Origin of the sequence: Amycolatopsis benzoatilytica AK 16/65 (assembly GCF_000383915.1) — a bacterium.
Taxonomy (GTDB): domain Bacteria; phylum Actinomycetota; class Actinomycetes; order Mycobacteriales; family Pseudonocardiaceae; genus Amycolatopsis; species Amycolatopsis benzoatilytica.
Genome location: NZ_KB912942.1, coordinates 6,073,993 through 6,099,516 on the forward strand (window position 1 = coordinate 6,073,993; position 25,524 = coordinate 6,099,516).

The 25,524-nt window shown below is 69.6% G+C and carries 28 protein-coding genes and 1 pseudogene; 17 read left to right on the top strand and 12 right to left on the bottom strand.

Annotated features, from left to right (window positions below; all coding sequences use genetic code 11):
- Nucleotides 1–196: 196 nt before the first annotated feature.
- The 3 genes from AMYBE_RS0128010 to AMYBE_RS0128020 form a co-directional block, all read right to left on the bottom strand.
- Entirely contained in the window at nucleotides 197–793 is a 597-nt protein-coding gene (locus AMYBE_RS0128010; protein ID WP_020662719.1) for a response regulator transcription factor, read from the bottom strand.
- A gap of 131 nt (nucleotides 794–924) precedes the next feature.
- Nucleotides 925–1,815 (bottom strand): hypothetical protein, encoded by an 891-nt coding sequence (locus tag AMYBE_RS0128015; RefSeq protein WP_027928091.1) that lies wholly within the window; start codon nucleotides 1,813–1,815, stop codon nucleotides 925–927.
- Between the two features lie 9 nt (nucleotides 1,816–1,824).
- On the bottom strand, nucleotides 1,825–2,730 hold the full coding sequence (locus AMYBE_RS0128020) for a MerR family transcriptional regulator (RefSeq protein ID WP_020662721.1): 906 nt from the start codon (nucleotides 2,728–2,730) through the stop codon (nucleotides 1,825–1,827).
- 241 nt (nucleotides 2,731–2,971) lie between these two features.
- Here AMYBE_RS0128020 and AMYBE_RS0128025 point away from each other — a divergent pair, with 241 nt between their 5' ends.
- Nucleotides 2,972–3,274: a WhiB family transcriptional regulator gene (locus AMYBE_RS0128025; RefSeq protein WP_034289321.1), complete on the top strand. Its 303-nt coding sequence runs from the start codon at nucleotides 2,972–2,974 to the stop codon at nucleotides 3,272–3,274.
- A 4-nt stretch (nucleotides 3,275–3,278) separates the two neighbouring features.
- On the opposite strand, the gene AMYBE_RS0128030 is transcribed toward AMYBE_RS0128025, so the two are convergent.
- Complete coding sequence (locus AMYBE_RS0128030) at nucleotides 3,279–3,923, bottom strand: TetR/AcrR family transcriptional regulator (RefSeq protein ID WP_020662723.1); 645 nt, start codon at nucleotides 3,921–3,923, stop codon at nucleotides 3,279–3,281.
- Nucleotides 3,924–4,016: 93 nt separating this feature from the next.
- Between AMYBE_RS0128030 and AMYBE_RS0128035 the strand changes: the two genes are divergently transcribed.
- The 3 genes from AMYBE_RS0128035 to AMYBE_RS0128045 are packed head-to-tail and all read left to right on the top strand — an operon-like array spanning nucleotide 4,017 to nucleotide 5,481.
- Nucleotides 4,017–4,757 (top strand): SDR family NAD(P)-dependent oxidoreductase, encoded by a 741-nt coding sequence (locus tag AMYBE_RS0128035; RefSeq protein WP_020662724.1) that lies wholly within the window; start codon nucleotides 4,017–4,019, stop codon nucleotides 4,755–4,757.
- A gap of 50 nt (nucleotides 4,758–4,807) precedes the next feature.
- Nucleotides 4,808–4,996, top strand: a complete 189-nt coding sequence (locus tag AMYBE_RS45110; protein ID WP_154676313.1) for a hypothetical protein — start codon at nucleotides 4,808–4,810, stop codon at nucleotides 4,994–4,996.
- Nucleotides 4,997–5,001: 5 nt separating this feature from the next.
- Nucleotides 5,002–5,481 (top strand): GNAT family N-acetyltransferase, encoded by a 480-nt coding sequence (locus AMYBE_RS0128045; protein WP_245573259.1) that lies wholly within the window; start codon nucleotides 5,002–5,004, stop codon nucleotides 5,479–5,481.
- A 50-nt stretch (nucleotides 5,482–5,531) separates the two neighbouring features.
- Here the strand turns inward: AMYBE_RS0128045 and groL are convergent, their stop codons facing one another.
- Nucleotides 5,532–7,145 (bottom strand): chaperonin GroEL, encoded by a 1,614-nt coding sequence (gene groL / locus AMYBE_RS0128050; RefSeq protein ID WP_020662727.1) that lies wholly within the window; start codon nucleotides 7,143–7,145, stop codon nucleotides 5,532–5,534.
- A gap of 100 nt (nucleotides 7,146–7,245) precedes the next feature.
- Nucleotides 7,246–7,539: a co-chaperone GroES gene (groES, locus tag AMYBE_RS0128055; protein WP_009072407.1), complete on the bottom strand. Its 294-nt coding sequence runs from the start codon at nucleotides 7,537–7,539 to the stop codon at nucleotides 7,246–7,248.
- Nucleotides 7,540–7,976: 437 nt separating this feature from the next.
- Between groES and AMYBE_RS0128060 the strand changes: the two genes are divergently transcribed.
- Nucleotides 7,977–9,902: an N-acetylmuramoyl-L-alanine amidase gene (locus AMYBE_RS0128060; protein ID WP_020662729.1), complete on the top strand. Its 1,926-nt coding sequence runs from the start codon at nucleotides 7,977–7,979 to the stop codon at nucleotides 9,900–9,902.
- A 214-nt stretch (nucleotides 9,903–10,116) separates the two neighbouring features.
- On the opposite strand, the gene AMYBE_RS0128065 is transcribed toward AMYBE_RS0128060, so the two are convergent.
- A complete protein-coding gene (locus AMYBE_RS0128065; RefSeq protein WP_027928093.1) occupies nucleotides 10,117–10,536 on the bottom strand; it encodes an ArsI/CadI family heavy metal resistance metalloenzyme in 420 nt (139 codons plus the stop codon).
- 78 nt (nucleotides 10,537–10,614) lie between these two features.
- Between AMYBE_RS0128065 and AMYBE_RS0128070 the strand changes: the two genes are divergently transcribed.
- The 3 genes and pseudogenes from AMYBE_RS0128070 (at nucleotide 10,615) to AMYBE_RS45880 (ending at nucleotide 12,416) form a co-directional block, all read left to right on the top strand.
- Nucleotides 10,615–10,977, top strand: a complete 363-nt coding sequence (locus tag AMYBE_RS0128070; protein WP_020662731.1) for an ArsR/SmtB family transcription factor — start codon at nucleotides 10,615–10,617, stop codon at nucleotides 10,975–10,977.
- Nucleotides 10,974–12,002, top strand: a pseudogene (arsB, locus tag AMYBE_RS0128075) (ACR3 family arsenite efflux transporter); the annotation flags it as partial. The gene AMYBE_RS0128070 and the pseudogene arsB, both read left to right, overlap by 4 nt.
- A gap of 15 nt (nucleotides 12,003–12,017) precedes the next feature.
- A complete protein-coding gene (locus tag AMYBE_RS45880) occupies nucleotides 12,018–12,416 on the top strand; it encodes an arsenate reductase ArsC (protein WP_211226990.1) in 399 nt (132 codons plus the stop codon).
- A gap of 29 nt (nucleotides 12,417–12,445) precedes the next feature.
- Here AMYBE_RS45880 and AMYBE_RS0128080 read toward each other — a convergent pair whose 3' ends face one another.
- Nucleotides 12,446–13,831: an XrtP-associated glycosyltransferase gene (locus tag AMYBE_RS0128080; protein ID WP_020662733.1), complete on the bottom strand. Its 1,386-nt coding sequence runs from the start codon at nucleotides 13,829–13,831 to the stop codon at nucleotides 12,446–12,448.
- Nucleotides 13,828–14,328: an exosortase P gene (gene xrtP / locus AMYBE_RS0128085; RefSeq protein WP_034289325.1), complete on the bottom strand. Its 501-nt coding sequence runs from the start codon at nucleotides 14,326–14,328 to the stop codon at nucleotides 13,828–13,830. The genes AMYBE_RS0128080 and xrtP overlap by 4 nt, the downstream gene beginning before the upstream one ends.
- A gap of 408 nt (nucleotides 14,329–14,736) precedes the next feature.
- Here xrtP and AMYBE_RS0128090 point away from each other — a divergent pair, with 408 nt between their 5' ends.
- The 3 genes from AMYBE_RS0128090 to wecB all read left to right on the top strand — a co-directional run bounded on the left by AMYBE_RS0128090 (nucleotide 14,737) and on the right by wecB (nucleotide 16,917).
- Nucleotides 14,737–15,489 carry a choice-of-anchor protein CoaP gene (locus AMYBE_RS0128090; RefSeq protein WP_281172110.1) on the top strand — a complete coding sequence of 251 codons (753 nt, stop codon included), beginning with the start codon at nucleotides 14,737–14,739 and terminating at the stop codon, nucleotides 15,487–15,489.
- 21 nt (nucleotides 15,490–15,510) lie between these two features.
- A complete protein-coding gene (locus tag AMYBE_RS0128095) occupies nucleotides 15,511–15,690 on the top strand; it encodes an LPXTG cell wall anchor domain-containing protein (protein WP_020662735.1) in 180 nt (59 codons plus the stop codon).
- A 69-nt stretch (nucleotides 15,691–15,759) separates the two neighbouring features.
- Nucleotides 15,760–16,917: a non-hydrolyzing UDP-N-acetylglucosamine 2-epimerase gene (gene wecB / locus AMYBE_RS0128100; protein ID WP_027928097.1), complete on the top strand. Its 1,158-nt coding sequence runs from the start codon at nucleotides 15,760–15,762 to the stop codon at nucleotides 16,915–16,917.
- 21 nt (nucleotides 16,918–16,938) lie between these two features.
- Here wecB and tsaD read toward each other — a convergent pair whose 3' ends face one another.
- The 3 genes from tsaD to tsaB are packed head-to-tail and all read right to left on the bottom strand — an operon-like array spanning nucleotide 16,939 to nucleotide 19,129.
- Nucleotides 16,939–17,985 (bottom strand): tRNA (adenosine(37)-N6)-threonylcarbamoyltransferase complex transferase subunit TsaD, encoded by a 1,047-nt coding sequence (gene tsaD / locus AMYBE_RS0128105; RefSeq protein WP_020662737.1) that lies wholly within the window; start codon nucleotides 17,983–17,985, stop codon nucleotides 16,939–16,941.
- Nucleotides 17,985–18,467 (bottom strand): ribosomal protein S18-alanine N-acetyltransferase, encoded by a 483-nt coding sequence (gene rimI / locus AMYBE_RS0128110; protein ID WP_020662738.1) that lies wholly within the window; start codon nucleotides 18,465–18,467, stop codon nucleotides 17,985–17,987. The genes tsaD and rimI overlap by 1 nt, the downstream gene beginning before the upstream one ends.
- Nucleotides 18,464–19,129 (bottom strand): tRNA (adenosine(37)-N6)-threonylcarbamoyltransferase complex dimerization subunit type 1 TsaB, encoded by a 666-nt coding sequence (tsaB, locus tag AMYBE_RS0128115; RefSeq protein WP_020662739.1) that lies wholly within the window; start codon nucleotides 19,127–19,129, stop codon nucleotides 18,464–18,466. The genes rimI and tsaB overlap by 4 nt, the downstream gene beginning before the upstream one ends.
- Nucleotides 19,130–19,345: 216 nt before the next feature.
- On the opposite strand from tsaB, the gene AMYBE_RS0128120 reads away from it, so the two are divergent.
- From AMYBE_RS0128120 to AMYBE_RS0128145, 6 genes are all read left to right on the top strand, one after another.
- Nucleotides 19,346–19,858 carry a hypothetical protein gene (locus AMYBE_RS0128120; protein WP_020662740.1) on the top strand — a complete coding sequence of 171 codons (513 nt, stop codon included), beginning with the start codon at nucleotides 19,346–19,348 and terminating at the stop codon, nucleotides 19,856–19,858.
- The gene (locus tag AMYBE_RS0128125; protein ID WP_020662741.1) at nucleotides 19,855–20,451 is read left to right on the top strand and encodes a DUF3558 domain-containing protein; all 597 of its coding nucleotides are present in this window, start codon (nucleotides 19,855–19,857) and stop codon (nucleotides 20,449–20,451) included. Before AMYBE_RS0128120 ends, AMYBE_RS0128125 begins: the two co-directional genes overlap by 4 nt.
- Nucleotides 20,451–21,752 (top strand): hypothetical protein, encoded by a 1,302-nt coding sequence (locus AMYBE_RS0128130; RefSeq protein WP_020662742.1) that lies wholly within the window; start codon nucleotides 20,451–20,453, stop codon nucleotides 21,750–21,752. The genes AMYBE_RS0128125 and AMYBE_RS0128130 overlap by 1 nt, the downstream gene beginning before the upstream one ends.
- Nucleotides 21,753–21,754: 2 nt before the next feature.
- Entirely contained in the window at nucleotides 21,755–22,525 is a 771-nt protein-coding gene (locus AMYBE_RS0128135) for an ESX secretion-associated protein EspG (protein WP_020662743.1), read from the top strand.
- 62 nt (nucleotides 22,526–22,587) lie between these two features.
- Entirely contained in the window at nucleotides 22,588–24,006 is a 1,419-nt protein-coding gene (locus tag AMYBE_RS0128140) for an acyl-CoA synthetase (protein ID WP_027928099.1), read from the top strand.
- Nucleotides 24,003–25,319 (top strand): carboxyl transferase domain-containing protein, encoded by a 1,317-nt coding sequence (locus AMYBE_RS0128145; RefSeq protein ID WP_020662745.1) that lies wholly within the window; start codon nucleotides 24,003–24,005, stop codon nucleotides 25,317–25,319. The genes AMYBE_RS0128140 and AMYBE_RS0128145 overlap by 4 nt, the downstream gene beginning before the upstream one ends.
- Nucleotides 25,320–25,524: the final 205 nt, after the last annotated feature.

Consider the following 25,524-nt stretch of genomic DNA (forward strand, 5'->3'; position numbering starts at 1 on the left):
GGGGTTTGCGCAGGTTGGCGGTAGTTCGGGCAGTGCCGTCGCTCGGTGGGGACCTGGGCGGCGCGTGCGCGTCGGGAACAAGACAACAGGTTTCGGCAACAGGACAACAGGTACGGGCCAGGGCGGCTGCCCTGGCCCGTTCGTCACCGCGGGAGTCGGATCGGAAGTCCCCGTTTGCCGGATGTCTCTCAGCCGGTCAGGACACCAGGCCGCGCCGGAAGCCGTGCGCGACGGCCTGTGCGCGGTCGCGGACGCCGAGCTTGCGGAACAGCCGCCGCGCGTGCGTCTTCACGGTGTCCTCGGAGAGGTACAGCTCGCGGCCGATCTGGCCGTTGCTCTTGCCCTGGCTCATGCCGCGCAGGACCTGCAGCTCGCGCTCGGTGAGCTGCACGCCCGGGTCGGACGGCTGCCGCGGCGCCGGCACCGAGGTGCTGGCCAGCGTGTGCGCCAGCGCGGCGACCAGCTCGGGGCGCGAAGCGTCCCAGCGCAGGTAGCCGCGGGCTCCGCCGGCGATCGCCGCGGCGATGCTGCCCGCGTCGTCCGGGGCGCCGAACACGATCACGTTCGCCTGGGGGTTCGCGGAGACGAGCCGGCGAGTGGCCTCGACGCCCGTCGGGACCGCGCGTTGCGTCCCGACCAGCACGACGTCGACCGGCTGACGGGTGTACCGGGCCAGCAGCTCGTCACCGTGCGCTACGCAGTCGATGCGACTGACCCCAGGCACCGCGGACATCACACGGGTGAGCCCTTCGCGGACACTGCGTCGGTCGTCGCAGATCAAGACCGTCGTCACGGGGTTTCCTTCCTGCAGCCGGGTGACATTCCACTTCCCCTATCGGACGCTTTAGCCCGAACCTTGACACGATCCGGTGGCTTTTTTTGAAGTTTCTTAGCCCAGTTGCCGGAACGCCTGTTCCCGCAGGCCTACTGGGGTCCGACGGGCACCCACGGGGATTCGAGTGCGATGCGCGTCACCCCAGGATCCGCGTGCCGTAACACTGCGTGCAACACCTCCCGGCTCCTGAATCGATACTCCTCGGCCCGGCCGGGGTCCAGGTCGGCGGCGACCTGGGCGGCCACCCAGCCGAGCGAGTCCAGCCCCTGCTTCTCGGCGGCCTCGAACGCGGCGATGACGAGTTCGCGCGCACCGGGCCGGCCGGCGGCGTGCAGCGCGACGCCGAGGACGATGCCGGACTTCACGACGTGCCGGGCCGCCCCCCTGGAAACAGCCGTGTCGTATGCGAGCTGAGCTGGGGCGATAGCCGCTTCGGGCTGCCCGTCGGCAAGTTCGGTCTCGGCGGCGACCCAGCCGCCGCGGACGGTCGCGCGCCAACGCCGGTCCGCCTGCGCGGCGCGGACCGCCAGCCGGCGGGCGGCGGAAGTGCGACCGAGCGCGAGGTTGTCGGCAGCCAGTCCGAGAAGCGCGTCGGCTCGGGCTCCAGCCAGGTCCAGCCCGTAGTCGCTCGGTTCGGCGGACCGGGGAGACAGTTGGGTGTTTCCTGTCGTTTGTGCCCGAGTGTCCGTTGCGGTCAGCCCGACGGCGAGCAGCGCCTGACCGTCCAGCTTCCGCGCCGCCGTGTGCCCGCCCAGCTGCCGCCGATGCGACGCGAGCGTGCTTCCGGCGAGCGAAGCCGTCACCGGATCCGCTGCTCGCCGCAGCGGCTCGAGCAATGCCGCCGCGGCCGCATACCGGCCGCGAGCGCCCAGCACGATGGCCGCCAGGAGGCGCCGCCTTGGCGATCCGTCGCGAGGTATCGAGTCCGGCAGACTGGTGCCTGAACCGAACGCGACAGCGGCCAGTGCTTCTTCGTCCACCGGATCTTTCTATCGCGGAGCACCGACAAGAACATGCTCGACGCGGTTTGCCGCGGCGCCGAGATCCGGCAGCAACTCGACCTTGGGCGGCAACATCCCGGGATCCCAGCCGGGGCCGCACGCGAACAACCGGCTCCGCTGCCTTCCCCGAGAGATGCGCGTGAACAGCCGAGAGTCCGCGTCCGACCGATGCGCCCAGAGCACGACTGCCGCTGGCGCGCTTCGCCGTACGGCGACCGCGAGCACTTCTGACGGCAAGGCGATTCCGAAAAGCTGCGCGCCGATCCGTCGCCCGGCGAGCGCGGCCGCGAGCGCGTACACCGGCATGTTGTCCCGTTCTTCCGGCACGCAGGCAAGAAGGACTGGCCGTTGGTTACGAGGCTCGTCGAGAACCGGCGTCGCTCGCACTAGTGCCGCGTACACGCACTCAGCCAGCAGATACTCGACTTCGGCGCCCGCGTGCACGCCGCGCCACCGCGCGCCTAACGCCGTCAGTACTGGGTCGATCACGCCAGACCACGCAGACAGGACGCCTAGCTCGCCAATCGCGTCAGCGAGCATCCGCTGAACCGCGCCAACGTCCATGGCCAGCGCTGCGGTGCTCAGCCGGCGCGCGAGCCGAGAAGGGACTTCGCCGTCGTCTACGGGCGCCTTCGATCCGTTGGCTTCCACGGGCTGCGCGGGCGCTGGCACCGCGTCCGCTCGCGGCATCTGTTCCAACGCATACCGCGCGGCCTCCGCCGTGGACGCGCCGCGAAGCAGCGCGCGTTGCATGAGCTCAAGGCGTCCGATGTCGGAACTGCCGTAGCGGCGATGCCGCCCGTCCGTGTGCCGGCTGGGACCGAGACCGTAGCGACGGTCCCAGGTTCGAAGGGTGGACGGCGCGACACCGAGCCGACGGGCGACCGAGGCCACCGGCAGGGTGGGTTCTCCATCGCCTGATCCCACCCGGTCAATATCCAGCCCGCGAGCGGTCCCGGCAACCCGAGCCAAAAGCCCAGCTCACACATCCGGGGGATGCCTAACGGCTGAATCGCCGCGGATCTATTGAACAACTATTGGCGCGCTTCTAACGTTACCGCCGTTGCACCGAATGGAGTATCGGCACCACAGCAGAGCAGCTAATGGCATCGACCGGATGACGGAGGCGGTCAGGATGGCAGACACGCGCAGGCTCCCCGGCCCCAATGCAGATATGTGGGACTGGCAGCTGGAGGGGTCGTGCCGGGGGATGGACAGCGGTTCCTTCTTCCACCCGGACGGAGAGCGGGGGCCGGCGAGGGCGCGGCGCGAGGCCAGGGCCAAGGCGATCTGCCTGTCCTGCCCGGTGCTGGACCTGTGCCGCAAGCACGCGCTCGCCGTGCACGAGCCCTACGGCATCTGGGGCGGACTGTCCGAATCGGAACGAGACCACATCATCAAGCAGGACAAACGTGCGTTGACGATGGCGCACGTCTGAGTCTTCAGCATGGCGCGGAAGGGGCGGTGTCCACCTCGGACACCGCCCCTCCGCTGTCTTTCGGCCACCACTCGAGCGCGAGGTCGACCACGGTCATCAGGGTGTCGAGGGTGACTCCGTCGCGCGCCTGCATGGACAGGCCGTAGAACACGGTCGTGTAGAGCGCGGCGAGCGCTTCGGTGTCGACGGTGGCGGCGAGATCGCCTTCGTCCACTCCGCGGCGAAGGCGCTCCCGGATCTGCTCTCGCACGCTATCCCGCGAAGCAGCGAGGTACTTCCAGACCGACGCGTTGGCTGGCGTGCAGTTGGTCGCCGCCAGCACGACCATGCAGCCTTTGGGGTGCCCAGGCTCGACGTATGCGCGGGCATTGTCGCGAAGCAGCGCCTCGATCGCTTCACGAGCCGTCGGCTGCTCTCGCAGCGCGCGTCCGGTGTAGTGCCCGTACGCAGACTGGTAGTGCTCAACCGCTTCGCGGAACAGCGACTCTTTGTCACCGAAGGCCGCATAGAGGCTCGGCGGACGGATGCCCATCGCTTCGGTGAGCTCCGCCAGCGAAGCGCCTTCGTAGCCACGCTCCCAGAACACGAACATGGCCTTGGTGAGCGCCGCCTCGCGGTCGAACGCGCGAGGACGGCCACGCGGTGACATGGACCACCTTCTTTAGCGAACGATACAGAATCCTTGACCCGGCCCATCCTACGTCGCTATTTATTTAGCTATCACTACAGAAAGGGGTGGAGCATGGGGACCCTGGACGGCAAGGTCGCGCTGATCACCGGCGGAAGCCGCGGCATCGGCGCGGCGATCGCACTCCGGCTGGCCGAGGACGGCGCGGACGTCGCGATCACCTACGAACGCGCCGCCGACCGGGCCGCGGAAGTGGTAGCCAAGATCGAGAAACTGGGCCGCCGCGGCCTGGCTCTGCGGGCGGACGCCGCCGACGCGGACGCGGTGACCGGCGCGGTCGACCAGACCGCGGCCGAGCTCGGCGGGCTGGACGTGCTGGTGAACAACGCCGGCATCTTCCCGGCAGGCCCGATCGACCAGCTGACGAACGAGACGATCGACCGCACCCTGGCGATCCACGTCCGCGCACCACTGGTCGCCATCCGCGCCGCGCTGGCGCACCTGGGCCGAGGAGGACGGATCGTGTCGATCGGCAGCGACTTGGCCGAACGCGCGCCGTTCGGCGGACTGAGCCTGTACTCGGCGAGCAAGGCCGCGTTGGTCGGGATGACCCGGGCACTGGCCCGCGACCTGAGCGAACGCGGCATCACGGCGACCGTCGTGCACCCGGGTTCGACGAGCACGGACATGAACCGGCCGGACGGTCCGCACGCGGGCCAGCAGCTGGCGAACATCGCACTGGGGCACTTCTGCGAACCGGAAGACATCGCGGCGACGGTGGCGCACCTCGCGGGTCCGGGCGGGCGGTACATCACTGGGACCGCGATCACGGTGGATGGCGGGTTCACGGCCTGAGGCCGGAGAAAGCCGCGGTCCGCGGCCGCGTCTTCCCTATGCTCCAGGACATGATCTTCCGGGTGCGCTTCCGCGCGGACGACGCGGCAGCCGGCTGGCCCCGCATCCAGCCGCGCGTCACACGACCTGAGGCAACCGGCAGCCGCGCCGCCCGCAGATCGCCGCCCAGCGAACCGGCGGTCTGGCGGGTCGCGTGCTTCAGCCATCCGGTCGACACCATGCCCCGGAAACAGCGGTGACTTCAGTGATCGAGACTCCGCGGCTCGATCTCCTGCCGCTGCGGGTGGCACACGCCGACGAAATGGCGATCGTGCTGGCCGATCCGGCCCTGCACACCTACATCGGCGGTGCCCCGGATCCGGTCGAAACCCTCCGCCAGCGCTACCAGCGCATGACGGCCGGCTCTCCCGACCCGGCCGTGTCCTGGTTGAACTGGGTCATCCGGCTGCGCGCCGATTCCTGCTTGACGGGCACGGTCCAAGCGACAGTCGCCGAGCGAACAGCCGAAATAGCCTGGGTGGTGGGCACGCCGTGGCAAGGACGCGGCATCGCGACCGAAGCCGCGCGAGGGCTGGTCGGCTGGCTGGCTCGGCAACCGGTCGACGAGGTCGTCGCCCACATCCACCCGGACCATCACGCCTCCGCCCGGGTCGCGGCCGCGGCCGGGCTCGTGCGGACTGCCGACTGGCACGACGGCGAGATCCGCTGGCGGCTCAAGCCATGAAAAACGGGGCGGCACCCCAAGGGATGCCGCCCCGTTTCACGAAAACCGCGTCAGTGCGCGTGGCCGTGGCCGGCCTCGGGCTCCTCGTCGGCCGGCTTCTCGACCACGGAGCTCTCCGTGGTCAGCACGAGCCGGGCGATGGACGCCGCGTTCGAGACGGCCGAGCGGGTGACCTTGACCGGGTCGACGATGCCGGCCGCGATCAGGTCGGTCAGTTCGCCGGTGGCCGCGTTGAAGCCCTGGCCCCAGCCCTGCTCCTGGACCTTGTGCACGATGACCGCGCCCTCGTGGCCCGCGTTCGACGCGATCCAGAAGAGCGGAGCGGTGAGCGCGTCGCGGACGATGCGCACGCCGGTGGCCTCGTCGCCGGAGAACTCGGACTCGAGCCCTGCCAACTCTTTGACCGCGTGCACCAGCGCCGAGCCGCCGCCGGGCAGGATGCCCTCTTCGACGGCCGCCTTGGTGGAAGCCACGGCGTCCTCGATGCGGTGCTTGCGCTCGTTCAGCTCGGTCTCGGTGGCCGCGCCGACCTTGATCACGGCCACGCCGCCGCCGAGCTTCGCGAGCCGCTCCTGCAGCTTTTCGCGGTCCCAGTCGGAGTCGGTGGTCTCGATCTCCTTGCGGATCTGCGCGGTCCGCCCGGCGATGGCTTCCTTGGTGCCGCCGCCGTCGACGATCGTCGTGTCGTCCTTGGTGACGACGACGCGGCGGGCCTTGCCCAGCGAGCCGAGGTCGACCTCGGACAGCTTGCGGCCGATCTCCGCGGAGATCACCTCGCCGCCGGTGACGACCGCGAGGTCGTCCAGGAACGCCTTGCGGCGGTCGCCGAAGAACGGGGCCTTGACGGCCACCGCGGTGATCGTCTTGCGCAGCGAGTTCACCACGAGGGTGGACAGCGCCTCGCCGTCGACGTCCTCGGCGATGATGAGCAGCGGCTTCTTCGCCTCGACGACCTTCTCCAGCACCGGAAGCAGGTCGGCCAGCGCCGAGATCTTCTCGCGGTGCAGCAGGATGTAGGCGTCCTCGAGGATCGCCTTCTGGTCCTCCGGGTTCGTCGCGAAGTGCGCCGACAGGAAGCCCTTGTCGAACTGGACGCCCTCGGTGATCACGAGCTCGGTCGCCAGCGTGGACGACTCCTCGATGGTGATCACGCCGTCTTCGCCGACCCGCTCGACGGCCTCGCCGAGCAGCGCGCCGATGGCCGAGTCACGCGAGGTGACGGTGCCGACCTGCGCGATCTCGTCGCGGCCCTTGACCGGGGTGGCCTTGGACTTCAGGACCTCGACGACCTTCTCCGCGGCCGCCTCGATGCCCTTGCCGAGCGAGGTCGGGTTGGCACCGGCGGCCACGTTGCGCAGGCCGTGCTTCACCAGCGACTGGGCGAGCACGGTGGCGGTGGTGGTGCCGTCGCCCGCGACGTCGTTGGTCTTGGTGGCGACGCTCTTCGCGAGCTGCGCGCCGAGGTTCTCGAACGGGTCGTCGAGCTCGATCTCGCGAGCGACCGTGACACCGTCGAGGGTGATCGTCGGACCGCCGAACTTCTTGTCGAGAACGACGTGGCGACCGCGCGGGCCGAGGGTGACCTTGACCGCGTCGGCGAGCTTGTTCACCCCGCGCTCGAGCGCGCGACGAGCGTCCTCGTCGAAACTGATCTGCTTGGGCATAACGCTTTCCGCTTACCTTTCGGTTGGTCGTGCGACGCAAAACGCCCCGTACCCCGGCATCGTGCGGGGCCCGGGGCGTCCTTGCGCTGCGAGTGACGCGTCAGTTGATGACGGCCAGCACGTCGCGGGCGGAGAGGATCAGGTAGTCCTCGCCGTTGTACTTGACCTCGGTGCCGCCGTACTTGGAGTAGATGACGACGTCGCCGACAGCCACGTCCAGCGGAACGCGGTTGCCCTTGTCGTCGATGCGGCCCGGGCCAACGGCCAGAACCTTGCCCTCCTGGGGCTTCTCCTTGGCGGTGTCGGGGATGACGAGGCCGGAAGCGGTCGTCTCCTCGGCCTCGCTCGTCTGGACAACGATCTTGTCCTCGAGCGGCTTGATGTTCACGCTCACCGGGTTGACCTCCACGGTCGTCGAAAGCGTCGGCATGATGACTTGTTACGGCTCATACCACCCCCGCCGTCGCGGGTGCCGGGGCGTGTCCGGGCCGTTCGATTAGCACTCTAGCCATGGGAGTGCCAGCTTCGCAAGGAGGGTCGGTTTGACGTGGCGAAACGTGTCGCGGAAGCGGCTGACCGGCGGCTTTGTTCCGGGCCGGTTCCGCGATCCGGCCCGGCGGCGTGACCGGGCTCGCCGTCCGTCCGCCCTGACGAACAGGATGCCCGGGCTCCGCGGTCTGATCGTCCCGCACCGGCTGGCCAGGCGCGGCCGGGACGAGAGCGAACGCGCCGTTCGACCGCTCGGCGCAGACCCCCGTCGGCGCGCTCGCCCAGGCCCCGGTCAGCCGTTAAATTCACCCCCGATGGCCATCGAACCTGGGGGTTTCCATCATGTCTCGTTCAGTTCACCGGATCGCCGCCGCCGGCGCCGGGCTGGCACTGCTGGCCGGGCTGACCGTGCTGACCGCGCCGGCACAGGCAGCCGCCGCGCCGGGCAGTCAGCGTCAGCGCGATTTCGCGGCCGCGGCCGGCGAGTTCGGCGTACCGCTCGACGTGCTGCTCGGCGTCTCCTATTTGGAGTCCCGCTGGGACGACCACGCGGGCACGCCCAGCACCGCCGCCGGCTACGGCCCGATGCATCTCACCGACCTGCGCACTGCCGGGGCGACCGGCGAGTTCGGCCCCAGCGACGACCCTCGTGGCGACGACGCGCGTCCGGGCTTCCGGCCGATGGCACCGCCGCCGACCACTGCTTCGCCGAGCCTGCAGACCGCAGACGCGGCAGCCGCTTTGCTGCGCACTGACGCGACGACAGTGCGTACGGACCCAAAGCAGAACATCCGCGGCGGCGCGGCGCTGCTCGCGCAGTACCAACGACAGCTAGGGGTACGCAGCGAAGCCGCTAAGGACTGGTACGGCGCGGTGGCGCGCTACAGCGGTTCCGAAGACGTGGCGGCGGCGCGATCGTTCGCCGACGAGGTCTACGGCACCATCAGCAGCGGCGTGATGCGTACGACCGATGACGGCCAGAACGTCGCGCTCGCGGCCGCGAAGGACGTGAAGCCGGACCGTACCCAGGCGGACCGACTGGGGCTGCGAGCGGACGCTCCGCCGGCAGCCGAGTGTCCGGAGTCGGTGGCGTGCGAATCGGTGCCCGCGCCATATCAGCAGCTGCCCGTCGGCAGCTACGGCAACCACGACGTCGCGGACCGGCCGACGAGCCAGAAGATCGACTACATCGTCATCCACGACACCGAGACGACCTGGGACCAGGCGCTCAAGCTCGTGCAGGATCCGACGTACCTCGCCTGGCACTACACGGTCCGGTCGCAGGACGGCCTGATCGCGCAGCACGTGCCGACCAAGGACGTCGGCTGGCACGCCGGGAACTGGTACGTGAACTCGAAGTCGATCGGCATCGAACACGAAGGCTTTGCCGCGCAAGGAACCTGGTTCACCGAGGCGATGTACCGCTCGTCCGCGAAACTGGTGCGCTACCTCGCCGGCCGCTACCGCATCCCACTGGACCGCGCGCACATCATCGGCCACGACAACGTGCCCGGCACCACTCCGGCGACCATCGCCGGCATGCACTGGGACCCGGGCCCGTACTGGGACTGGCAGCACTACTTCGAGCTGCTCGGCGCTCCGCCGCACCGCACCGGCAGCACCAGCTCGCCGCTCGTCACGATCGCCCCGGACTACCAGCGCAACCCGCAGACGTTCACCGGCTGCGACCAGATCGGCTCCGGAAACCCTTGCCCGGCCATGAATTCCGAAGCTGTGGTGCTGCACACCGCGCCGAGTGATTCCGCGCCCCTGGTCTCCGACCCCGGACTGCACGGCACCGGTCCGTCCACAATGGATGTGTCCGATGTGGGCAGCCGGGCGGCCACCGGCCAGCAGTACGCGGTCGCCGACCGCAGCGGCGAATGGACAGCGATCTGGTACCTGGGGCAGAAAGCCTGGTTCCACAACCCGGGCACCGCACCCGCCGCCGTGCCCGCGTCCGGGATGATCGCCACGCCCAAGCCGGGCAAGGCGACCATCCCGGTCTACGGCCGCGCATACCCGGAAGCGTCCGCGTATCCGGCGAACATCCCGCCGCAGGCACTCGCGCCGATGCCGTACACGTTCGCCGCGGGCCAGCGGTACGCGGTAAACGGCTTCCAGCCGTCGGAGTACCTGTGGGCCACCACGTTCGACCCGGCGCAGCACGTGGTGGTGCGAGGGAAGACGACGTACGTGCAGGTCCAGTTCGGCCACCGGATCGAGTACGTCAACCTCGACGACGTGCAGCTGCTGCCGGCTTACTGAGGTTTCCTCAGCAAGGCCGAGAGCGGCGGGTTAGGCATCGCGATGCCCGCCAGGACGCCAGCGGGGACGAGGCAACCCCGCTCCCGCAGAAGTGCGTGAAGGGAACCCTGAGGGACTCTGAGTACCTCGATGTTCCCTTCACGTACTTCAGCATCGCGTACCAAGCCATCGGGTCAGGTAGCACCCTGCACCAGCTACCGAGAAGCCTTACTGATCACTGGTGCCGCGGGGGGGTGCAGCACTCCGTGGCCTCCGGACCGAACGTCTGCGAGTCCGCCTTTACCGTGTAGACCTCCCACGGCTCCTGCCCGGGGCCGTGCACCCACACCTTGTCCTGTACGGCGTAGCAGCAGGTGGTGTTGTCTTCCGGCAGGGTGTCCAGCCCTTCGCCGGTCAGGCGCTTGCTCGCCGCGCTGACCTCGTCGGTCGATTCCACCTCGACGCCCAGGTGGTCCATCACGGTCGCCTGGCCCGGCTCGCCTTCCAGCAGCACGAGCTTCAGCGCCGGTTCAGCCACCGCGAAGTTGGCGTAACCAGGTCGCCGCTTGGCCGGTTCGACGCCGAACAGCTTCGAGTAGAAGTCGACCGAGCCTTCGAGATCGCCGACCCGCAGGGCCAGCTGCACACGAGACATCCGCACTCCTTGATTAGAAGATTGTCTAAACAGTGCCCTCAGATTGCCGCTTGAATAGACGTCTGTCAAGATAGACGCATGCCGAAACAGCTGCCGATCGTCGCGATGGACGCCTGCTGTTCACCGCTTGCCCGCGAGCCGCTGAGCGAGGAGCAAGCCGTCGACCTGGCCAAGCTGTTCAAGGCGATAGCCGACCCGGTACGGCTGCGACTGCTGTCCCTGATCGCCTCGCACGAGGGAGGCGAGGCCTGCGTCTGCGACCTCACCGACGCGTTCGAGCTGACCGGCCCGACCATCTCGCACCACCTCAAGGTGCTGCGCGAGTCCGGCCTGACCACCGGCGAACGGCGCGGCACCTGGATCTACTACCGCGTCCACCCCGAGGTGCTGGCCCGGCTTTCCGCCGTGCTCGTCCCGGGCGACGTCCCGGCGCCGGCATGACCAGGCCCGCCCGGCTGTCCACGCTGGATCGCCTGCTGCCGGTCTGGATCGGTGCCGCGATGGCCGCCGGACTCCTTGCCGGACGGTGGATTCCCGGGCTGAACACCGCGGTGTCCGCCGTACAGGTGGACGGCATCTCCCTGCCGATCGCACTCGGCCTGCTGGTGATGATGTACCCGGTGCTGGCGAAGGTCCGCTACGACCGGCTGTCCTCGGTCACCCGCGACCGGCGGCTGCTGTGGCCGTCACTGGTGCTGAACTGGCTGGTCGGGCCGGCGCTGATGTTCACACTCGCCTGGCTGCTGGTGCCCGACCTGCCCGAGTACCGCACCGGCCTGATCATCGTCGGGCTGGCCCGGTGCATCGCGATGGTGATCATCTGGAACGACCTCGCCTGCGGAGATCGCGAAGCCGCCGCGGTGCTGGTCGCGCTGAACTCGGTGTTCCAAGTGGTCGCGTTCGGATTGCTGGGCTGGTTCTATCTCTCGGTGCTGCCGGGCTGGCTCGGCCTGCCACAGACCGATCTGACGGTGTCCGGCTGGCAGATCGCGAAAAGCGTGCTGATCTTCCTCGGCATCCCGCTCGTCGCCGGGTATCTCACCCGCCGCCTCGGCGAGCGGGCGAAAGGCCGGGAGTGGTACGAGAACCGGTTCCTGCCGCGGATCGGCCCGGCCGCACTGTACGGGCTGCTGTTCACCATCGTCGTGCTGTTCGCGCTGCAGGGCGACCAGATCACCGCGCGACCGCTGGACGTCGCCCGGATCGCGGTGCCCCTGCTGGCCTACTTCGGGCTGATGTGGGCCGGGTCGTACACGCTCGGCAAGGCGATCGGCCTGTCCTACGAACGCACCACCACACTGGCGTTCACCGCCGCGGGCAACAACTTCGAGCTGGCCATCGCGGTCGCGATCGCGACCTTCGGGGCGAAGAGCGGACAGGCGCTGGCCGGCGTGGTCGGGCCGCTGATCGAGGTGCCGGTGCTGGTGGGCTTGGTCTATGTCTCGCTGGCGCTTCGGCGCCGGTTTCGGAGTGGAGGTCGTGTGCGCACGCCGGAAGTCCTGTTCGTCTGTGTCCACAACGCGGGCCGTTCGCAGATGGCCGCCGCGCTGCTGCACCAGCACGCGGACGGACGCGTCGCCGTCCGCTCCGCCGGATCAGCGCCCGGGAACGAGGTGAACCCGGCGGTGGTCGAGGTGATGGCCGAGATCGGCATCGACGTCTCCCGGGAGTTTCCGAAGAAACTCACCACCGACGCGGTGTCGGCGGCGGACGTCGTCATCACCATGGGCTGCGGCGACGCCTGCCCGGTTTTCCCGGGAAAGCGTTACCTCGACTGGAAACTCGACGACCCGGCCGGACTCTCCGCCGCGCAGATCCGCCCGATCCGCGACGAGATCGATCGGCGCGTCCGGGCGCTGCTGGCAGAACTGGACGGATAGCCCGGGGCTCCCGCGCGAGCCCCGGGCCGTCACGCGTCCAGGGCGACCTTCACGCCCGCGCTCGTCTCGGTGTTCCGCCGAGTCTTCGCCCACCCGTTACGCCCACGCACCAACCGGAACAGCGCGCGCCAGGACGTGATGTAGAAGGTGTAGATGTACAGCGCGTACAGCAGCCCCATGCCGATCCCGCGGAAGATGTTCTTGCTGCGCAGGCATTTCATCTGATAGATCGGCCCCCACACCACGAACGGCAGCAGTCCGAACGAGCCGTAGATCGCGAAGAGGATCCAAGCGCCGCCGGTGAACCACGTCCACACCTGGCCCGGATCGCCGGCCGTGTTGACCAGGAGCAGGATGAACGGAACCGGGTAGAGCAGCGAGCCGAGCAGCTGCATCCACGGCTGCGCAAGGTAGTACATCATCTCCGCGGCGCCCAAAGTGGACACGTGCGGCGAGTCCCAGATCCGGCGCAGGTACCGCATGCACTGCATGGTGCCCTGCCCCCACCGGGTGCGCTGCACGAGGAACCTGCGCAGGCTGTACAGCCCTTCCTGATCCACGTGGGAGTCCGGGGTGAAGCCGGTGCGCCAGCCCGCGGTGAGCAGGTGCACGCCGAGTTCGAAGTCCTCCAGCAGGGAGCCTCGCCACGGGGCCATCTCCCCGCCGCCGATCGAGTCCAACGCGGACAGCCGGGTGAACTGCCCATTGCCGCCCATCGAGATCGTGCCGGTGAAGCCGCGCGAGGTTTGGATGGCGGCGATCGCGGTGCGGAACTCCAGGTCCTGCAGCTGGGCGAGTTTCAGGCCGAACGCCCGGGAAAACCAGGTGCGGCCCGGCGCGCGGCCGTGCACGTTGCTCATCCGCACGTCGAGCTGGACGGCCCCGATGGTCTCGTCGCCGAACAAATGGTCCGCGGCGCACACTTCGAGGCAGTTGGGCGCGGGACGGCCGTCCGCGTCGACCACGACGACGACCACCCGGTCCCGGTCGGCGTTGGGGCCGAGCCAGTCGTCCAGTTCCCGGTAGGCGGCGTTGAGCGCGTCTCCCTTGCCAGTACGGGCTTCCGGGCGCTCGCGGGCGACCAGGTGCAGGTTCGCGTCGTAGCCGCCGTTGCGCCGCCAGACCGATCGGACCACGCGCGCGGTCCGGTCGTCGGAATCGTCGTCGACGACCCACACGTGCGCGCGGCGGAACGTGCCGCGCAGGTAACGCACGGTCTCGCGGATCACCACCTCCTCGTCCCGGCACGGAACGAAGAAGTGCCAGGAGAAGTCGGCCGGATCGCCGACCGGGGCGGGTTTGCGGCGCAGGTAGGGCACCACGATCAGCACGACGTACACCAGGAACGCGACGCTCATGGTGAGCGCGAACGCCTGCGTGACCGACAGCAGGATCTTCAGGCCGGAGTCGCTCACGCCGCGGCCTGCTTCTCGGCCTTCGTCTTGCGCGTGGACAGCCACACGAACAGCACCAGGGAGATCGCGCCGCCGATGACACTGACCATCGAGCCGAGCAGGGTGTGCCCCCAGTAATAGCCCTCGTCCGTGCCTAAGGCGTTGACGAGGCCGACGATCGTCAGGATCCGTAACTGATTAACCAGAATCACCGCGATCACGGAAATTCCCAGCGCAAAAAGGAGCCGCCGGGCATTCCGCGGCCGGAACCAGAGCAGCACCGCGGTTACTAATAGCAACGGCAGCAGCAGGAATACCGAGGAGCATTCTGGCGTCATTCGCAACCCGAATGGAGTATCGCCAGTCAACCCGAAGTAGACCGTTTCCCGGTTTCCGGCGACATATACACCCGATGAGGTGATGACGCGAAGGATGGCACCGGCCAGGTGCACTTCGAGTTCGCGGTACGCGCGCTCCACGAGCACCAGCAGCACTCCGGCGACGAGCACGCAGAGCACTCCGAACAGCGCGATACGCTGCGGGAACTTGCGTGAACCAGTCACCGGAACATGGACAGCAGCCACGACGACCCTCTCAGCCGAAAACCCAGCGGAAACGAAGCGGACCCCACGGCGAGCTTAAGCCACGAAGTTTCCTCCCTGCACCGGACTGCCCCCATTCCGGAGACACCGGAGCAGCCTTCGGCACGATCCGCCGCAATCTTGCTAGGCCGTTCGAGTGAACGTTTACCCGACCTGGGACAAAGCGAATTTCTATCACTCGATCCGGTGGTCGAGGGAAAAATCTGTGCCATTTCTGAAACTCCCGGCGATAACCGATCCGCGTGCCGACTCAAGGTTTCAGCGGGTTTCGTCCGTGCCGCGGCTCGCCCAGAGAAAATCGGAGGACCAGTGAAGAGACACCTCGTGCGACGGGGCGGAGCGATCGCCGCGGTCGTGGCGAGCATCGCCTTGGCCGGTGCCGTTCCGGCCAGCGCCGCTCCCGGCGACGGGTCGGCCTACGGCGTCGACGTCAAAGTGACGCTGCTCGGGCAGCCCGCGGTGACGCTCGGCCCGCTCGCGGCGGCGAACACCAACGGCCCGACGCACAACACCGCGGTCTCCGCGAACGTGCCCGGCGTGCTGTCCACCGGCGTGATCAACACGTCCGCCGTGCGCGACGACAACTCCGGCTCCGTGACGTCGAAGGCGTCGACCGCCGACGTCGGTTTGCCGTTGCTCAAGGCCGCGCTCGGCAACGTCGGCGCGAAGGCCGTCGAAGCGGTGTGCACCGCGACACAGGAAGGCGTGAAGGGCAGCAGCACACTGGTCGGTGCGAACCTCGGCAGCCTGGGCAAGGTCGACGCCACCCCGGCGGCGAACACCCAGCTCGCCGTGAACGTCGGCCCGCTGCACATCGCGACGCTGATCCTCAACGAGCAGATCAAGAACAAGGACGGCAGCCTCACGGTCAACGCGCTGCACCTGAAACTGCTCGGCGGCGAGGCGCTCGGCGCTCTCGGCTCGGGCGACGTGGTCCTGTCGTCGGCGACCTGCGGCCCGGCCGCTCCCCCGATGCCGCTCGCTTCGGGCACCGGCATGTGGGTCGGCTTCGGCGTGCTCGCCGCGATCGCGGTGCCGGTCGGCCTGCGATTCAGCCGCCGGCGTTCGGCTGCCTGACCCTCGTGAGGTGATGGATCGATGTACAAGTTGCCTGGTGCCGGGGTCGGCGTCGCCGGTGGCGGAGTGGGCACCCTCGCCGCCACCGGCGCCGACGTCGGCTGGTGGCTCGCGCTCGGCGTCCTGCTGGTGATCCTCGGGGTCGCCGCACTGGTCGCCGTGCGCCGCCGGAACCGGCGGTTCGCCCGCCTGGACGGCTGAAGTCCCGGGCTGCCGGCGGTCACGCCGCCGGCAGCCCGGTTTTCCGGGACACTCGAGAGGGTGAAGATGGTGGACGTGATGCTGCTGGCCGGAACCCGGCCGGAAGCGGTCAAACTCGCGCCGCTCGCGCTGGCGCTCGACGCGCACCCCGGGTTGCGTCCGCTCGTCGTGCACAGCGGACAGCACCAGGGCATGGTCGAGCAGGCGCTGGCGCCCTTCGGGGTGACTGTCGACGCGTGGCTGGACATCCCGCCGCGGGTCACCGGCACCCAGGCGGAACTGGTGTCCGGCCTGCTGCCCGCGCTGGACGCGGCGCTGCGCCGGTCCGAACCGGCCGCGGTCGTCGTGCAGGGCGACACCACGACCGGACTGGCCGGCGCGCTCGCCGCGTTCTGGCTCGGCATCCCGGTGGTGCACCTGGAAGCCGGGCTCCGTACGCACGATCTGACTTCGCCGTTCCCCGAGGAGGGAACGCGGCAGATGATCTCGCGGATCGCGGCGCTGCACCTGGTTCCGACCACCGCGGCGGCGGTCGCGTTGCGTGCCGAAGGCGTTCCGGAGGAACGAATCACGCTCACTGGCAACACGGTCGTCGACGCGGTGCTGGCGGTGGCCGCGCGAGACCTGCCCGCGCGAGACCCGGCGCTCGCGTTGCTGGAGATGGAGATCGCCGAGGCGGGCGAACAGCTGGTACTGGTGACGTCGCACCGGCGGGAGTCCTGGGGACTGCCGTTGACGCGCACGCTCACCGCGGTGCGGCAGATCGTCGACGAGCATCCGAACGTGCAGGTCTTGTTTCCGGTGCACCCGAATCCGGCAGTGCGGGCGCAGGTCGAAGAGGAGCTGGGCGGGGTCGAGCGGGTGACCGTGACCGAACCGCTGGAGTATCCGGATCTGGTGCGCGCGTTGCGGTTGGCGTCGCTGGTGCTGACCGATTCCGGTGGGATTCAAGAGGAAGCGCCGACCTTCGGCACCCCGGTGCTGGTCCTGCGGGACACCACGGAGCGGCCGGAAGCGGTCGACGCCGGCTGCGCCTGGTTGGTCGGCACGGAACCGGAGCTGATCACCACGCTTGCCGCGCGCATTCTCGGCGGGCAGCTGCGAGCAGCCGCGTCCGCGAACCCGTATGGGGACGGGTCCGCGGCAACGAAATCCGTGCTGGCGATCGAGACTCTGCTGGGCCACTCTCGCGCCGCGGCGAGCCTGGTGAGCGAAGAAGCCGGTTAGAACCGGCTCTGCCGCATGAGGTCAGAGCGACACGATCTCCACCGGCAACCCCGGGTTCGCGGAGAAGTCCAGCGGCGCGGTCGCCCGGCCCGCCGCGACGACGTGCGCACCCAGCGCCGCGATCATCGCTCCGTTGTCCGTGCAAAGCTTCGGCCGGGGCACCCGGAGCTCGATCCCGGCTGCCGCGCACCGTTCGGCAGCCAGCTCGGACAGCCGCGAATTCGCTGCCACCCCTCCGGAAATCACCAGCGTGCCGATGCCCTGTTCGTGGGCGGCCTTGACGGCTTTCGCGGTGAGCACGTCGGCGACCGCTTCCTGAAACGATGCGGCGACATCGTTCACCGGGATCTGGTCACCGGCCCGCTCGGCGTTCTCCACCCAGCGCGCCACCGCGGTTTTCAAGCCGGAGAAGGAGAAGTCGAACTTCGCATCCCGCGGACCGGTCATCCCGCGAGGGAACGCGATCGCCTTCGGGTTGCCCTGCTTGGCCGCCTTGTCGATCGGCGGACCGCCCGGATAGGGCAGGTCGAGCACCCTCGCGACCTTGTCGTACGCCTCCCCCGCCGCGTCGTCCACAGTGGAGCCAAGCTCGGTGATCTTGGACGCGATGTCGTCCACCCGCAGCAGCTGGGTGTGCCCGCCGGACACCAGCAGCGCCAGCACCGGCGACGGCAACGGCCCGTGCTGCAGGGTGTCGACCGCGATGTGGCCGGCCAGGTGATTCACGCCGTACAGCGGGACGTCCAACGCCGTCGCGTATGCCTTCGCCGCCGAAACGCCGACCAGCAACGCACCGGCGAGCCCCGGGCCGGCGGTCACCGCGATCGCGTCCACATCGGACAGTTTGAGGCCGGCGGTCGCGAAGGCCCGCTCCGCGGTCGGCACCATCGCTTCGAGGTGCGCCCGGCTGGCGACCTCGGGCACGACCCCGCCGAACCGGGCGTGCTGGTCCACACTGGACGCGACCTCGTCGGCCAGCAGCTCCACCGAACCGTCGTCGTGGAGCCGGACGAGGCCGACGCCGGTCTCGTCGCAGGAGCTTTCGATGCCCATGATGACGCGCGCCATCAGCCGGCCACCTCGTCTCGTGCCGGGGCCTGCGCGGGGCGGGCCATGGTGAACGCGTCGGCACCGGAGGGCTGGTAGTAGCGCTTCCGGATACCCAGCTTTTCGAAACCGTGTGCCTCGTACAGCTTCACGGCAGGGTCGTTGTCCGTGCGCACCTCAAGGAACACCGGCGCGCGCATTTCGTCGGCGCGGGTCAGCAGCGCACGCAGCAACGCCTTGCCGATGCCCTGCCCTTGCGCCTCCGGTACCACGCCGATCGTGTGCACTTCCGCCTCGTAATCCCCGCGGCGGCCCACTACCGCGAGGCCCGCGTAGCCGAGGAGCGTCTCGCCGTCGTCGGTGCGAGCGGCCAGGTAGTAGTAGCCCTGGTCCAGCTCGGACTGGAAGGCGCGCGCACTCCACGGATCGTCGCCGGGAAAGAGGATCTTCTCGATCTCCGCGCACCTCGCGACATCAGCGCGGCGCAACTGGTCGAGTTTCACGGCGCGGTCACCCTCTTGCGCGCGGTCGGCTCAACAGCGTCCGGGCGACGCAGGTACAGCGGCGTCAGCGCTTCGGGCTCCGCGCGCTCGAGAAGCGCCGTACGCGCCACGCGCACCAACCCGGCCGGTGACGGGAACCGCGGCTCAATAGGCACCACGCCTACCGCGGCGGCGTACTGCAACGCACCGTCGCCCGCCGCGACGCGAATGTCCGTCTCGACCTCCGCCGGACGCTGTACCTGCGGACCGTCGACCCGCACGCCCGAAGCGTCATACGCAGCCCAGTAGACCTCGCGCCGCCGCGCGTCCGTGAAGACGAGGAACGGCTTGTCTGTACGCACGACATCGGCGGCGATCGCGTCCAAGCTGCACACCGGGTACGCCGGGATGCCGAGCGCGTGCGCATACGCAGCAGCCGTCGCCATGCCCGCGCGCAACCCGGTGAACGGGCCAGGCCCGACGCCGCAGACGATCGCGTCGAGCTCGCGCAGCGTGACGCCAGCCTCTTCCGCCGCAGCCATCGCGTGGGGCGCGATGAGCTCGCCGTGCGCTCGCGGGTCCACCGTGACGCGCTCTGCCCGGGTGACGAGCTCCGCCTCGTCGACGGCAACGATGCCCGCGGTCACCGCCGGGGTCGCCGTGTCGATCGCCAATACCAGCACGATTTCCCAGGGTAGCCCTGGACCCGACGGGACGCGGGGGCGGGAGGGCACCGCCGACCGGATACGGAAAGTGACCGGACCGGCGGCGATCACTGCGGTAAGTGAGCACTTCCCCTGCCCGGCTAGGGGATTTTGTCCGCACTGGGAACCGTCGGCGACTAAGCTGAGTCCGAACGTCGGCAGAGATAGACGCTGCCGCCGGGTACTAGGGGGAGCGTGATCGTGGGCAACGGCCAGTCGTCCAGCAGCGAATCGTCCAGCTCGAGCAATCCGGCGGACGGGCGCGCCGGGTACGTCGACCCGGAAGAGCAGGCCCTTCGCGACCGCCAGGACGAGCAGTTCGGCGAAGCGATGAACATGAACGGCGTGCACGTCTACCAGCGCCGCGCGGCCGAGGACGCCAAGGTCAACGCTGCCGCCGCGGGCGGCGGGTTCCACATGGACATCGACGCGATGAAGAAGCTCCAGCCCCAGTGGCAGAGCATCGCGGACAAGCTGAGCGACATGATCGCCGCCGGCGGCCAGCTGCGAGTCGTGCCCCCGCCTGCCGAAGACCCGGCCAGCTCGATGCAGAAAAAGGCGGCGGACATGCACGCCGACGCGTACTTGAAGAGCCTGCGGCAGCAATACGAATACGCGAAGGGCTACGCGAGCAAGCTGCAAGAAGCGATCGACAAGACCGCGGCGCAGGATCAGGCCAACACCGACAGCCTCCGCAAGCAGGGATGACCCGAGTGAAGACACGCATCGCGGCCGGCCCGGCCGTCGGCCTCCTGCTGCTTGCCACGGCTGCTTGTTCCTCGACGCCGGGCACCCCGGCACCGGCCGCGTCCGCCGCGCCGTCCAGCTCGTCGCCCAGCGTGCCGAAGGTGAACGCCCCGCTGGATGCCGCCAAGTACGAGCAGAACCCGTGCGCACTGCTCAGCTCGGCCCAGGCGACCGAGGTGATCAAGTCGGTCCGCAACCGGCAGGGCAAAGGCCTGGTCGGACCCATTTGCACCTGGAACGATGCCGACAGCAACAGCGTCGCCGTCGGGTTGGTCCCCGGACAGGGCGGACTCGCTAGTTCCTACGCGTACCGCGACAGTGCCGCCGGCTACTTCCAGGTCGCACCGGACGTGAACGGCTACCCCGCGGTGTACACCTCGCCGTCGGACGACCGGAAAAACGGCGGCTGCCAGGCCGTGGTCGGCATCAAAGACGACGAGACCCTCACCTCTTCGGTCTTGCTCGACAAAACGTCGCCGGATTACCGCGACCCGTGCTCGCTGGCCGCGAAGGCCGCCGCCGCGGCGGTCGCCACTATCAAGGCAGGTGCGTGATGGCCAACCTCAGTCCGCAGGAAATCGTTCGCCTGGTCAAGTCCGGCAAGGGCTCGGTCGGCCTGTACCAGGGCTCCGACCAGTCCGCCCAGCTGTCCGCGCAGCACGAGCAGATCGCCGGCGAGATGCGCCGGCTGCAGAGCTCGATGAGCGAGTTCTGGCAGGGCGACTCGGCCGGCCAGGCCTACGCCGGCGCCGGACCGCTGGTTCAGGCATCCCAGACAAGCGGGCAGCACCTCGCGCAGGCCCAGGACCTGTACCAGGGCCAGGGCGGTTCCTTCAACTCTCTGCAGAGCAAGATCCAGGGCGTTGGAGACCTCGGCGACAAGCCGGCCAACGACTGGGTCTCCGACACCCCGCTTTCCTTCATGTCCAATCGAGCCGACGAGATCGACGCATGGAACAAGAAGGCCCAGATCGTCACTGACAGTTACAGTACTTATCACTCCCAGTCCTCGGACAACTCGGCCCAATGGACGAACCCCTCGCAGTACGGCGAGCTCGCTCTGCCCTCGGCCGGCGGCGACTTCACCGTCACCCAGCCGAGCAGCACCGGCACCGGGCATCTGCCCACGCGTTACCTGCCGGGCGGCGGGTCGATGCCCAACGACGGTTACGCCGGCGGCGGCAACAGCACCACCAGCAGCACCGGCAGCACTAGCACCGGTTCCGCCACCGACCACACCAACGACCGCACCGGTCCGCCGGGAGCCCTGCCGCCGTCGGACACGCATCCGTGGGGCCCGAAGGACGTTCCGCCGGCTCACCCGCCGGTCGACCCGCCGGTCCGGCATTCGGGCGGGACGGAGGAGACCACCACGTCCGGCTACGTTCCGCCGGACGTCACCACGACCAACCCGGTCAACCCCTGGTCGCCGAACGGCACCGGGCCGAACCCGACCAGCGGGGGCGGCGGGAACAGCAACAGCCTCTACGCGCCCGGGGTCACCGGTCCGTTCGGCGGAGCCGGCGGCAGCGACTTCAGCGGCGGGCGCGGCGGCTCCACCGGCGGTCCGGGCGGCAGCGGCGGCGCGGGCAACAGCCTCGGCCGCGGCGCGGGTGCGGGCACCGGCGCCGGGTCGGTCGGCAATGCCGAGGCCGTCGGCGGCAAGGGCGGCGTGGCCGGTGCGGCCGGTCGTCCAGGGGCGTCGGGCATGGGCGGCGCGATGGGGCACGGCAAGAAGGGCGAAGGCGAGGACGACCTGGTCCACGAGACCGCCGACTACCTCGTCGAACAGGACCCGGACGCCGCGCTGATCGGCGAGCTGCCCAAGGCGGTCCCGCCGGTGATCGGTCTCTGACGATGCTCGTGCTTTCGCGCGAGGTGGTGCTTCCGGCCGACTCGTTGCCGCTCGCGGCAGAGCTGGCCGGGGTCTCGCTCCCCTCCTCGCTGTCTCCTGACGTGCTCTGGCGCGACCCGGAAGAGGACCGCGCGTACCGCGACGCGGCGGTCGACGCCATGGCCAGCCAAGGCGTGTGGGGTCGTGGCGGTCCGGACGAGGCATTCGTCCGGACCATGACCGTGCTGTGCCGCGGCACCACGGAGCTGTCCGCGACCGTCGAAAGCGGCCGCGACCGGCATTACCGGCTGCTCGTCGCCGCTTCCGGCAAGGACGCCGTGCTCGCCTGTCACATGCCCTCCACCAGCACCGTTGTGATCCGGCCCGCCCGGCCGGACGCGATCGCGGACAGCCTGGTCCGGGAACTGCCCCGGGTCCCGCCCGCGGACGGGCCGGCAGTGTCAGTTCCCGAATCCGCGGTGCAGCTCGCGATCGACGGCGGACCGGCCCGCCACGACGCGCGGCTCGTGCTCGACATCGCCGCGCTGCCCCGGCACGGCGGCGGCCAGATCACCGCCGCCACCCGGGACGGCCTCGGCGGGCGGCGGACCAGCGGGCCGGACGTCTGCACGTACTACGACACCGACCACGGCCGGTACCTGTTTTCCTTCTCCACCACCGACGGCGGCGAGCGCTACGTGAACGTGGCCCCGGCCCGGTACGAAACCATGGTCACCCGGATGCACGCGCTGCTCGACCACCTCACCGGACAAAGCCCAGCGCCGTTGCTGTGAATCGGGCCCGGGCACGAGGTACGGTGCGATTCCAGGTGCCGGCGACGCAGGAGGTCCGCGAAGTGCCCGATCCGCTTTTCCCCGCAGTCGCCGCCGGATCCGCGAAGGAAGCGCTGCGCTTCGGCGACCGGAAGCTGACCTACGCCGAACTGGGCTCGGTCGCCGGCGCGCTGGCCGCGGAGCTTCCCGCCGGGCGGGTGGCGGTGTGGGCGACGCCGACAGTGCACACCAGCGTCGCGGTGGTCGCCGCGCTGCTCGCGGGGGTCGCGGTCGTGCCGCTGAACCCGAAGATCGGCGAGCGCGAACTCGCGCACATCCTCGCCGACAGCAAGCCGGAGCTGGTCCTCGCCGAGCCAGGCGTCGAACTGCCCGCCGCGCTTACCCTGCCGAGGCGCGACATTCCGCTGACCGGCGAAGGCGCGCCGCCGAGTGAAGAACCGGACGCGGAAGCGCCCGCGTTCATCGTCTACACCTCTGGCACGACCGGCCCGCCCAAAGGCGTCGTACTGCCGCGCCGCGCGATCTCGACCACGCTCGACGCGCTCGAGGACGCCTGGCAGTGGACCGCGGACGACGTGCTCGTCCACGGGCTGCCGCTGTTCCACGTGCACGGCCTGATCCTCGGCATCCTCGGCCCGCTGCGCCGCGGTGGTTCGGTGCGCCACCTCGGCCGGTTCTCTCTCGAAGGCGTCACCCGGGAACTAGCGAACGGCGCGACCATGCTGTTCGGCGTTCCCACGATGTACCACCGGATCGCCGAGACGGTCGCCGACGACGAAGCGCTCGCCGGCGCGCTCAAGTCCGCCCGGCTGCTCGTGTCCGGCTCGGCCGCGTTGCCGGTGCACGACCACCAGCGGATCACCGCCGCGACCGGCCAGCAGGTCGTGGAGCGCTACGGGATGACCGAGACGCTGATGAACACCAGCGTCCGCGCGGACGGCGAGCGCAAACCGGGTTCGGTCGGCGTCCCGCTCGCCGGGGTCGAACTGCGGCTGATCGACGAGTCCGGAGCCGAAATCAGCGAGCCGGACACGGTCGGCGAGATCCAGGTCCGCGGGCCGAACCTGTTCACCGAATACCTCAACCGGCCGGACGCGACGGCCGCCGCGCTCGACGGCGGCTGGTTCCGCACCGGCGACATGGCCACCCGCGACCCGGACGGGTACGTGCGGATCGTCGGCCGCAAGGCCACTGACCTGATCAAGAGCGGCGGCTACAAGATCGGCGCCGGCGAGATCGAGAACGCGCTGCTGGAACACCCGGACGTCGCCGAGGTCGCGGTGACCGGCGAACCGGACGACGACCTCGGCGAGCGGATCGTCGCCTGGGTGGTGCCAGCCGGCGAGCGGCCGACCGTCGAGCAGCTCGCCGACCATGTCGCGAGACTTCTCGCCCCGCACAAGCGGCCGCGGGTCGTGCGGTACCTGGACGCGTTGCCGCGCAACGACATGGGCAAGGTCATGAAGCGAGCGCTGGGATGACCGGCTCCGCACGCGAGCTGCTGGGCGAGCTCGCCGCCGAGTTCACCGAGCTGTCGACGGTGCACCCGGTGGCCGACAATCCGATCGAATGGCCGGGCTACCCGGAAGCCCACGCCAAGGCGGCCGTGCGCACCGGCGAGACCGAATCGGCGATCGTCGGCGAGGCTCGGATCGACGGCCTGCCTGCCGTGCTGATCGCGTGGGAGTTCGGGTTCCTCGGCGGTTCGATCGGCCAGCAGACCGGCGACCGCATCGAAGCCGCCTTCGCGCACGCCAAGGAGCGCGGACTGCCCGTCGTGTCGCTGGTCGCGACCGGCGGCAGCCGGATGCAGCACGGGATGCGCGCCCTCTCTCAGCTGCAGCGGATCGCACGCGCCTCCGCCGAAGCCCGCGCGGCGGGCATCGCACAGCTCTCGGTGCTGCGCGACCCGTCGACCGGTGGCGGCTGGGCGACGCTCGGCGCGGGTTCCGACGTCGTGCTCGGTCTGCCGTACGCGCAGGTGGGCTTCGCGGGCTCTCGAGTACGGCCGGCATCGTCGCCTTCGGAGGCGTACAGCGTCGAAGCGAAGCTGGAGTGGGGTCAGGTCGACCGTCTCGTGGAGCCTGAGGAGCTTCGCGACGTACTCGTGCGATGGTTACAGCTGCTGTCCTCACGATCGACAGAGCCCGCTCCCCCGCCTGCGGCCCGTCGCGCCGTCGCGCTACCCGAGACCGGGTGGGACGCCGTACGGAGGGCGCGCGCTTCTTCGCGAGCGCGCGCCCCGGAGTACCTCGACACCTACTTCGACTGGCGAGAGAACATCCAAGGCGACCGTGTCGGCCATGTCGACGAAGGCGTGCAGTGCGGCTTCGGCTGGCGAGAAGGACGCGCAATCGCGTACGCAGCGCAGTGCGGCACTGCGACCCGTCCGGCGGGCTTCCGCACCGCTGCCAGGCTGGTCCGGCTGGCGTCGCGGCTAGGAATCCCGGTGTTGACGCTGGTGGACACACCCGGCGCAGCCAACGACGCCGACGCGGAAGGGAACGGCATCGGACCGGCGATCGCGGAGCTGTTCGAAGCGATCGCGACCGCCGCGGTGCCGGTCACCACGCTCGTGATCGGCGAAGGCGGATCCGGCGGCGCGCTGGCGTTCGCCGCCTCGGGCACGACCTGGATCGCGCCCGACGCGTACTTCTCGGTCACTTCCCCGGAGGCCGCGGCAGCGATCCTGAAACGGCCGATGACCGAGATCCCGGCCGTAGCCGACCAGCTGCGGTTGCGCCCGCAAGACCTGGTCGGCCTCGGCCTGGCCGTCGGGATCGTCGAGCCTTAGGCGCGGCTGCGCCAGTTGCGCTGCGCGTAGGACGCAAGGGAAGCCGCGACCGCGACTCCCGCCGTCGCACATGTTGCGATGGCCACGAATACTGCCGTCATTTCGGCTCCTCCTCACGGGTGATTTTCCAGGTTCTCCCTGTTCAAGCGCATGGTCCCGGACGCGTGTTACCGCCGCCAACCCCCTGCGAGGGTGAGACGCGTCA

Coding starts and splice junctions, on each gene's coding strand:
- AMYBE_RS0128125 (WP_020662741.1), top strand. CDS start 19,855: ATGACCCGAGTGAAGACACGCATCGCGGCCGGCCCGGCCGTCGGCCTC.
- AMYBE_RS0128065 (WP_027928093.1), bottom strand. CDS start 10,536: ATGTCTCGTGTGCAGCTGGCCCTGCGGGTCGGCGATCTCGAAGGCTCG.
- AMYBE_RS0128035 (WP_020662724.1), top strand. CDS start 4,017: ATGGGGACCCTGGACGGCAAGGTCGCGCTGATCACCGGCGGAAGCCGC.
- AMYBE_RS0128145 (WP_020662745.1), top strand. CDS start 24,003: ATGACCGGCTCCGCACGCGAGCTGCTGGGCGAGCTCGCCGCCGAGTTC.
- AMYBE_RS0128060 (WP_020662729.1), top strand. CDS start 7,977: ATGTCTCGTTCAGTTCACCGGATCGCCGCCGCCGGCGCCGGGCTGGCA.
- tsaD (WP_020662737.1), bottom strand. CDS start 17,985: ATGGCGCGCGTCATCATGGGCATCGAAAGCTCCTGCGACGAGACCGGC.
- AMYBE_RS0128130 (WP_020662742.1), top strand. CDS start 20,451: ATGGCCAACCTCAGTCCGCAGGAAATCGTTCGCCTGGTCAAGTCCGGC.
- AMYBE_RS0128135 (WP_020662743.1), top strand. CDS start 21,755: ATGCTCGTGCTTTCGCGCGAGGTGGTGCTTCCGGCCGACTCGTTGCCG.
- AMYBE_RS0128025 (WP_034289321.1), top strand. CDS start 2,972: ATGGCAGACACGCGCAGGCTCCCCGGCCCCAATGCAGATATGTGGGAC.
- groL (WP_020662727.1), bottom strand. CDS start 7,145: ATGCCCAAGCAGATCAGTTTCGACGAGGACGCTCGTCGCGCGCTCGAG.
- AMYBE_RS0128070 (WP_020662731.1), top strand. CDS start 10,615: ATGCCGAAACAGCTGCCGATCGTCGCGATGGACGCCTGCTGTTCACCG.
- AMYBE_RS0128095 (WP_020662735.1), top strand. CDS start 15,511: ATGTACAAGTTGCCTGGTGCCGGGGTCGGCGTCGCCGGTGGCGGAGTG.
- AMYBE_RS45110 (WP_154676313.1), top strand. CDS start 4,808: ATGATCTTCCGGGTGCGCTTCCGCGCGGACGACGCGGCAGCCGGCTGG.
- AMYBE_RS0128030 (WP_020662723.1), bottom strand. CDS start 3,923: ATGTCACCGCGTGGCCGTCCTCGCGCGTTCGACCGCGAGGCGGCGCTC.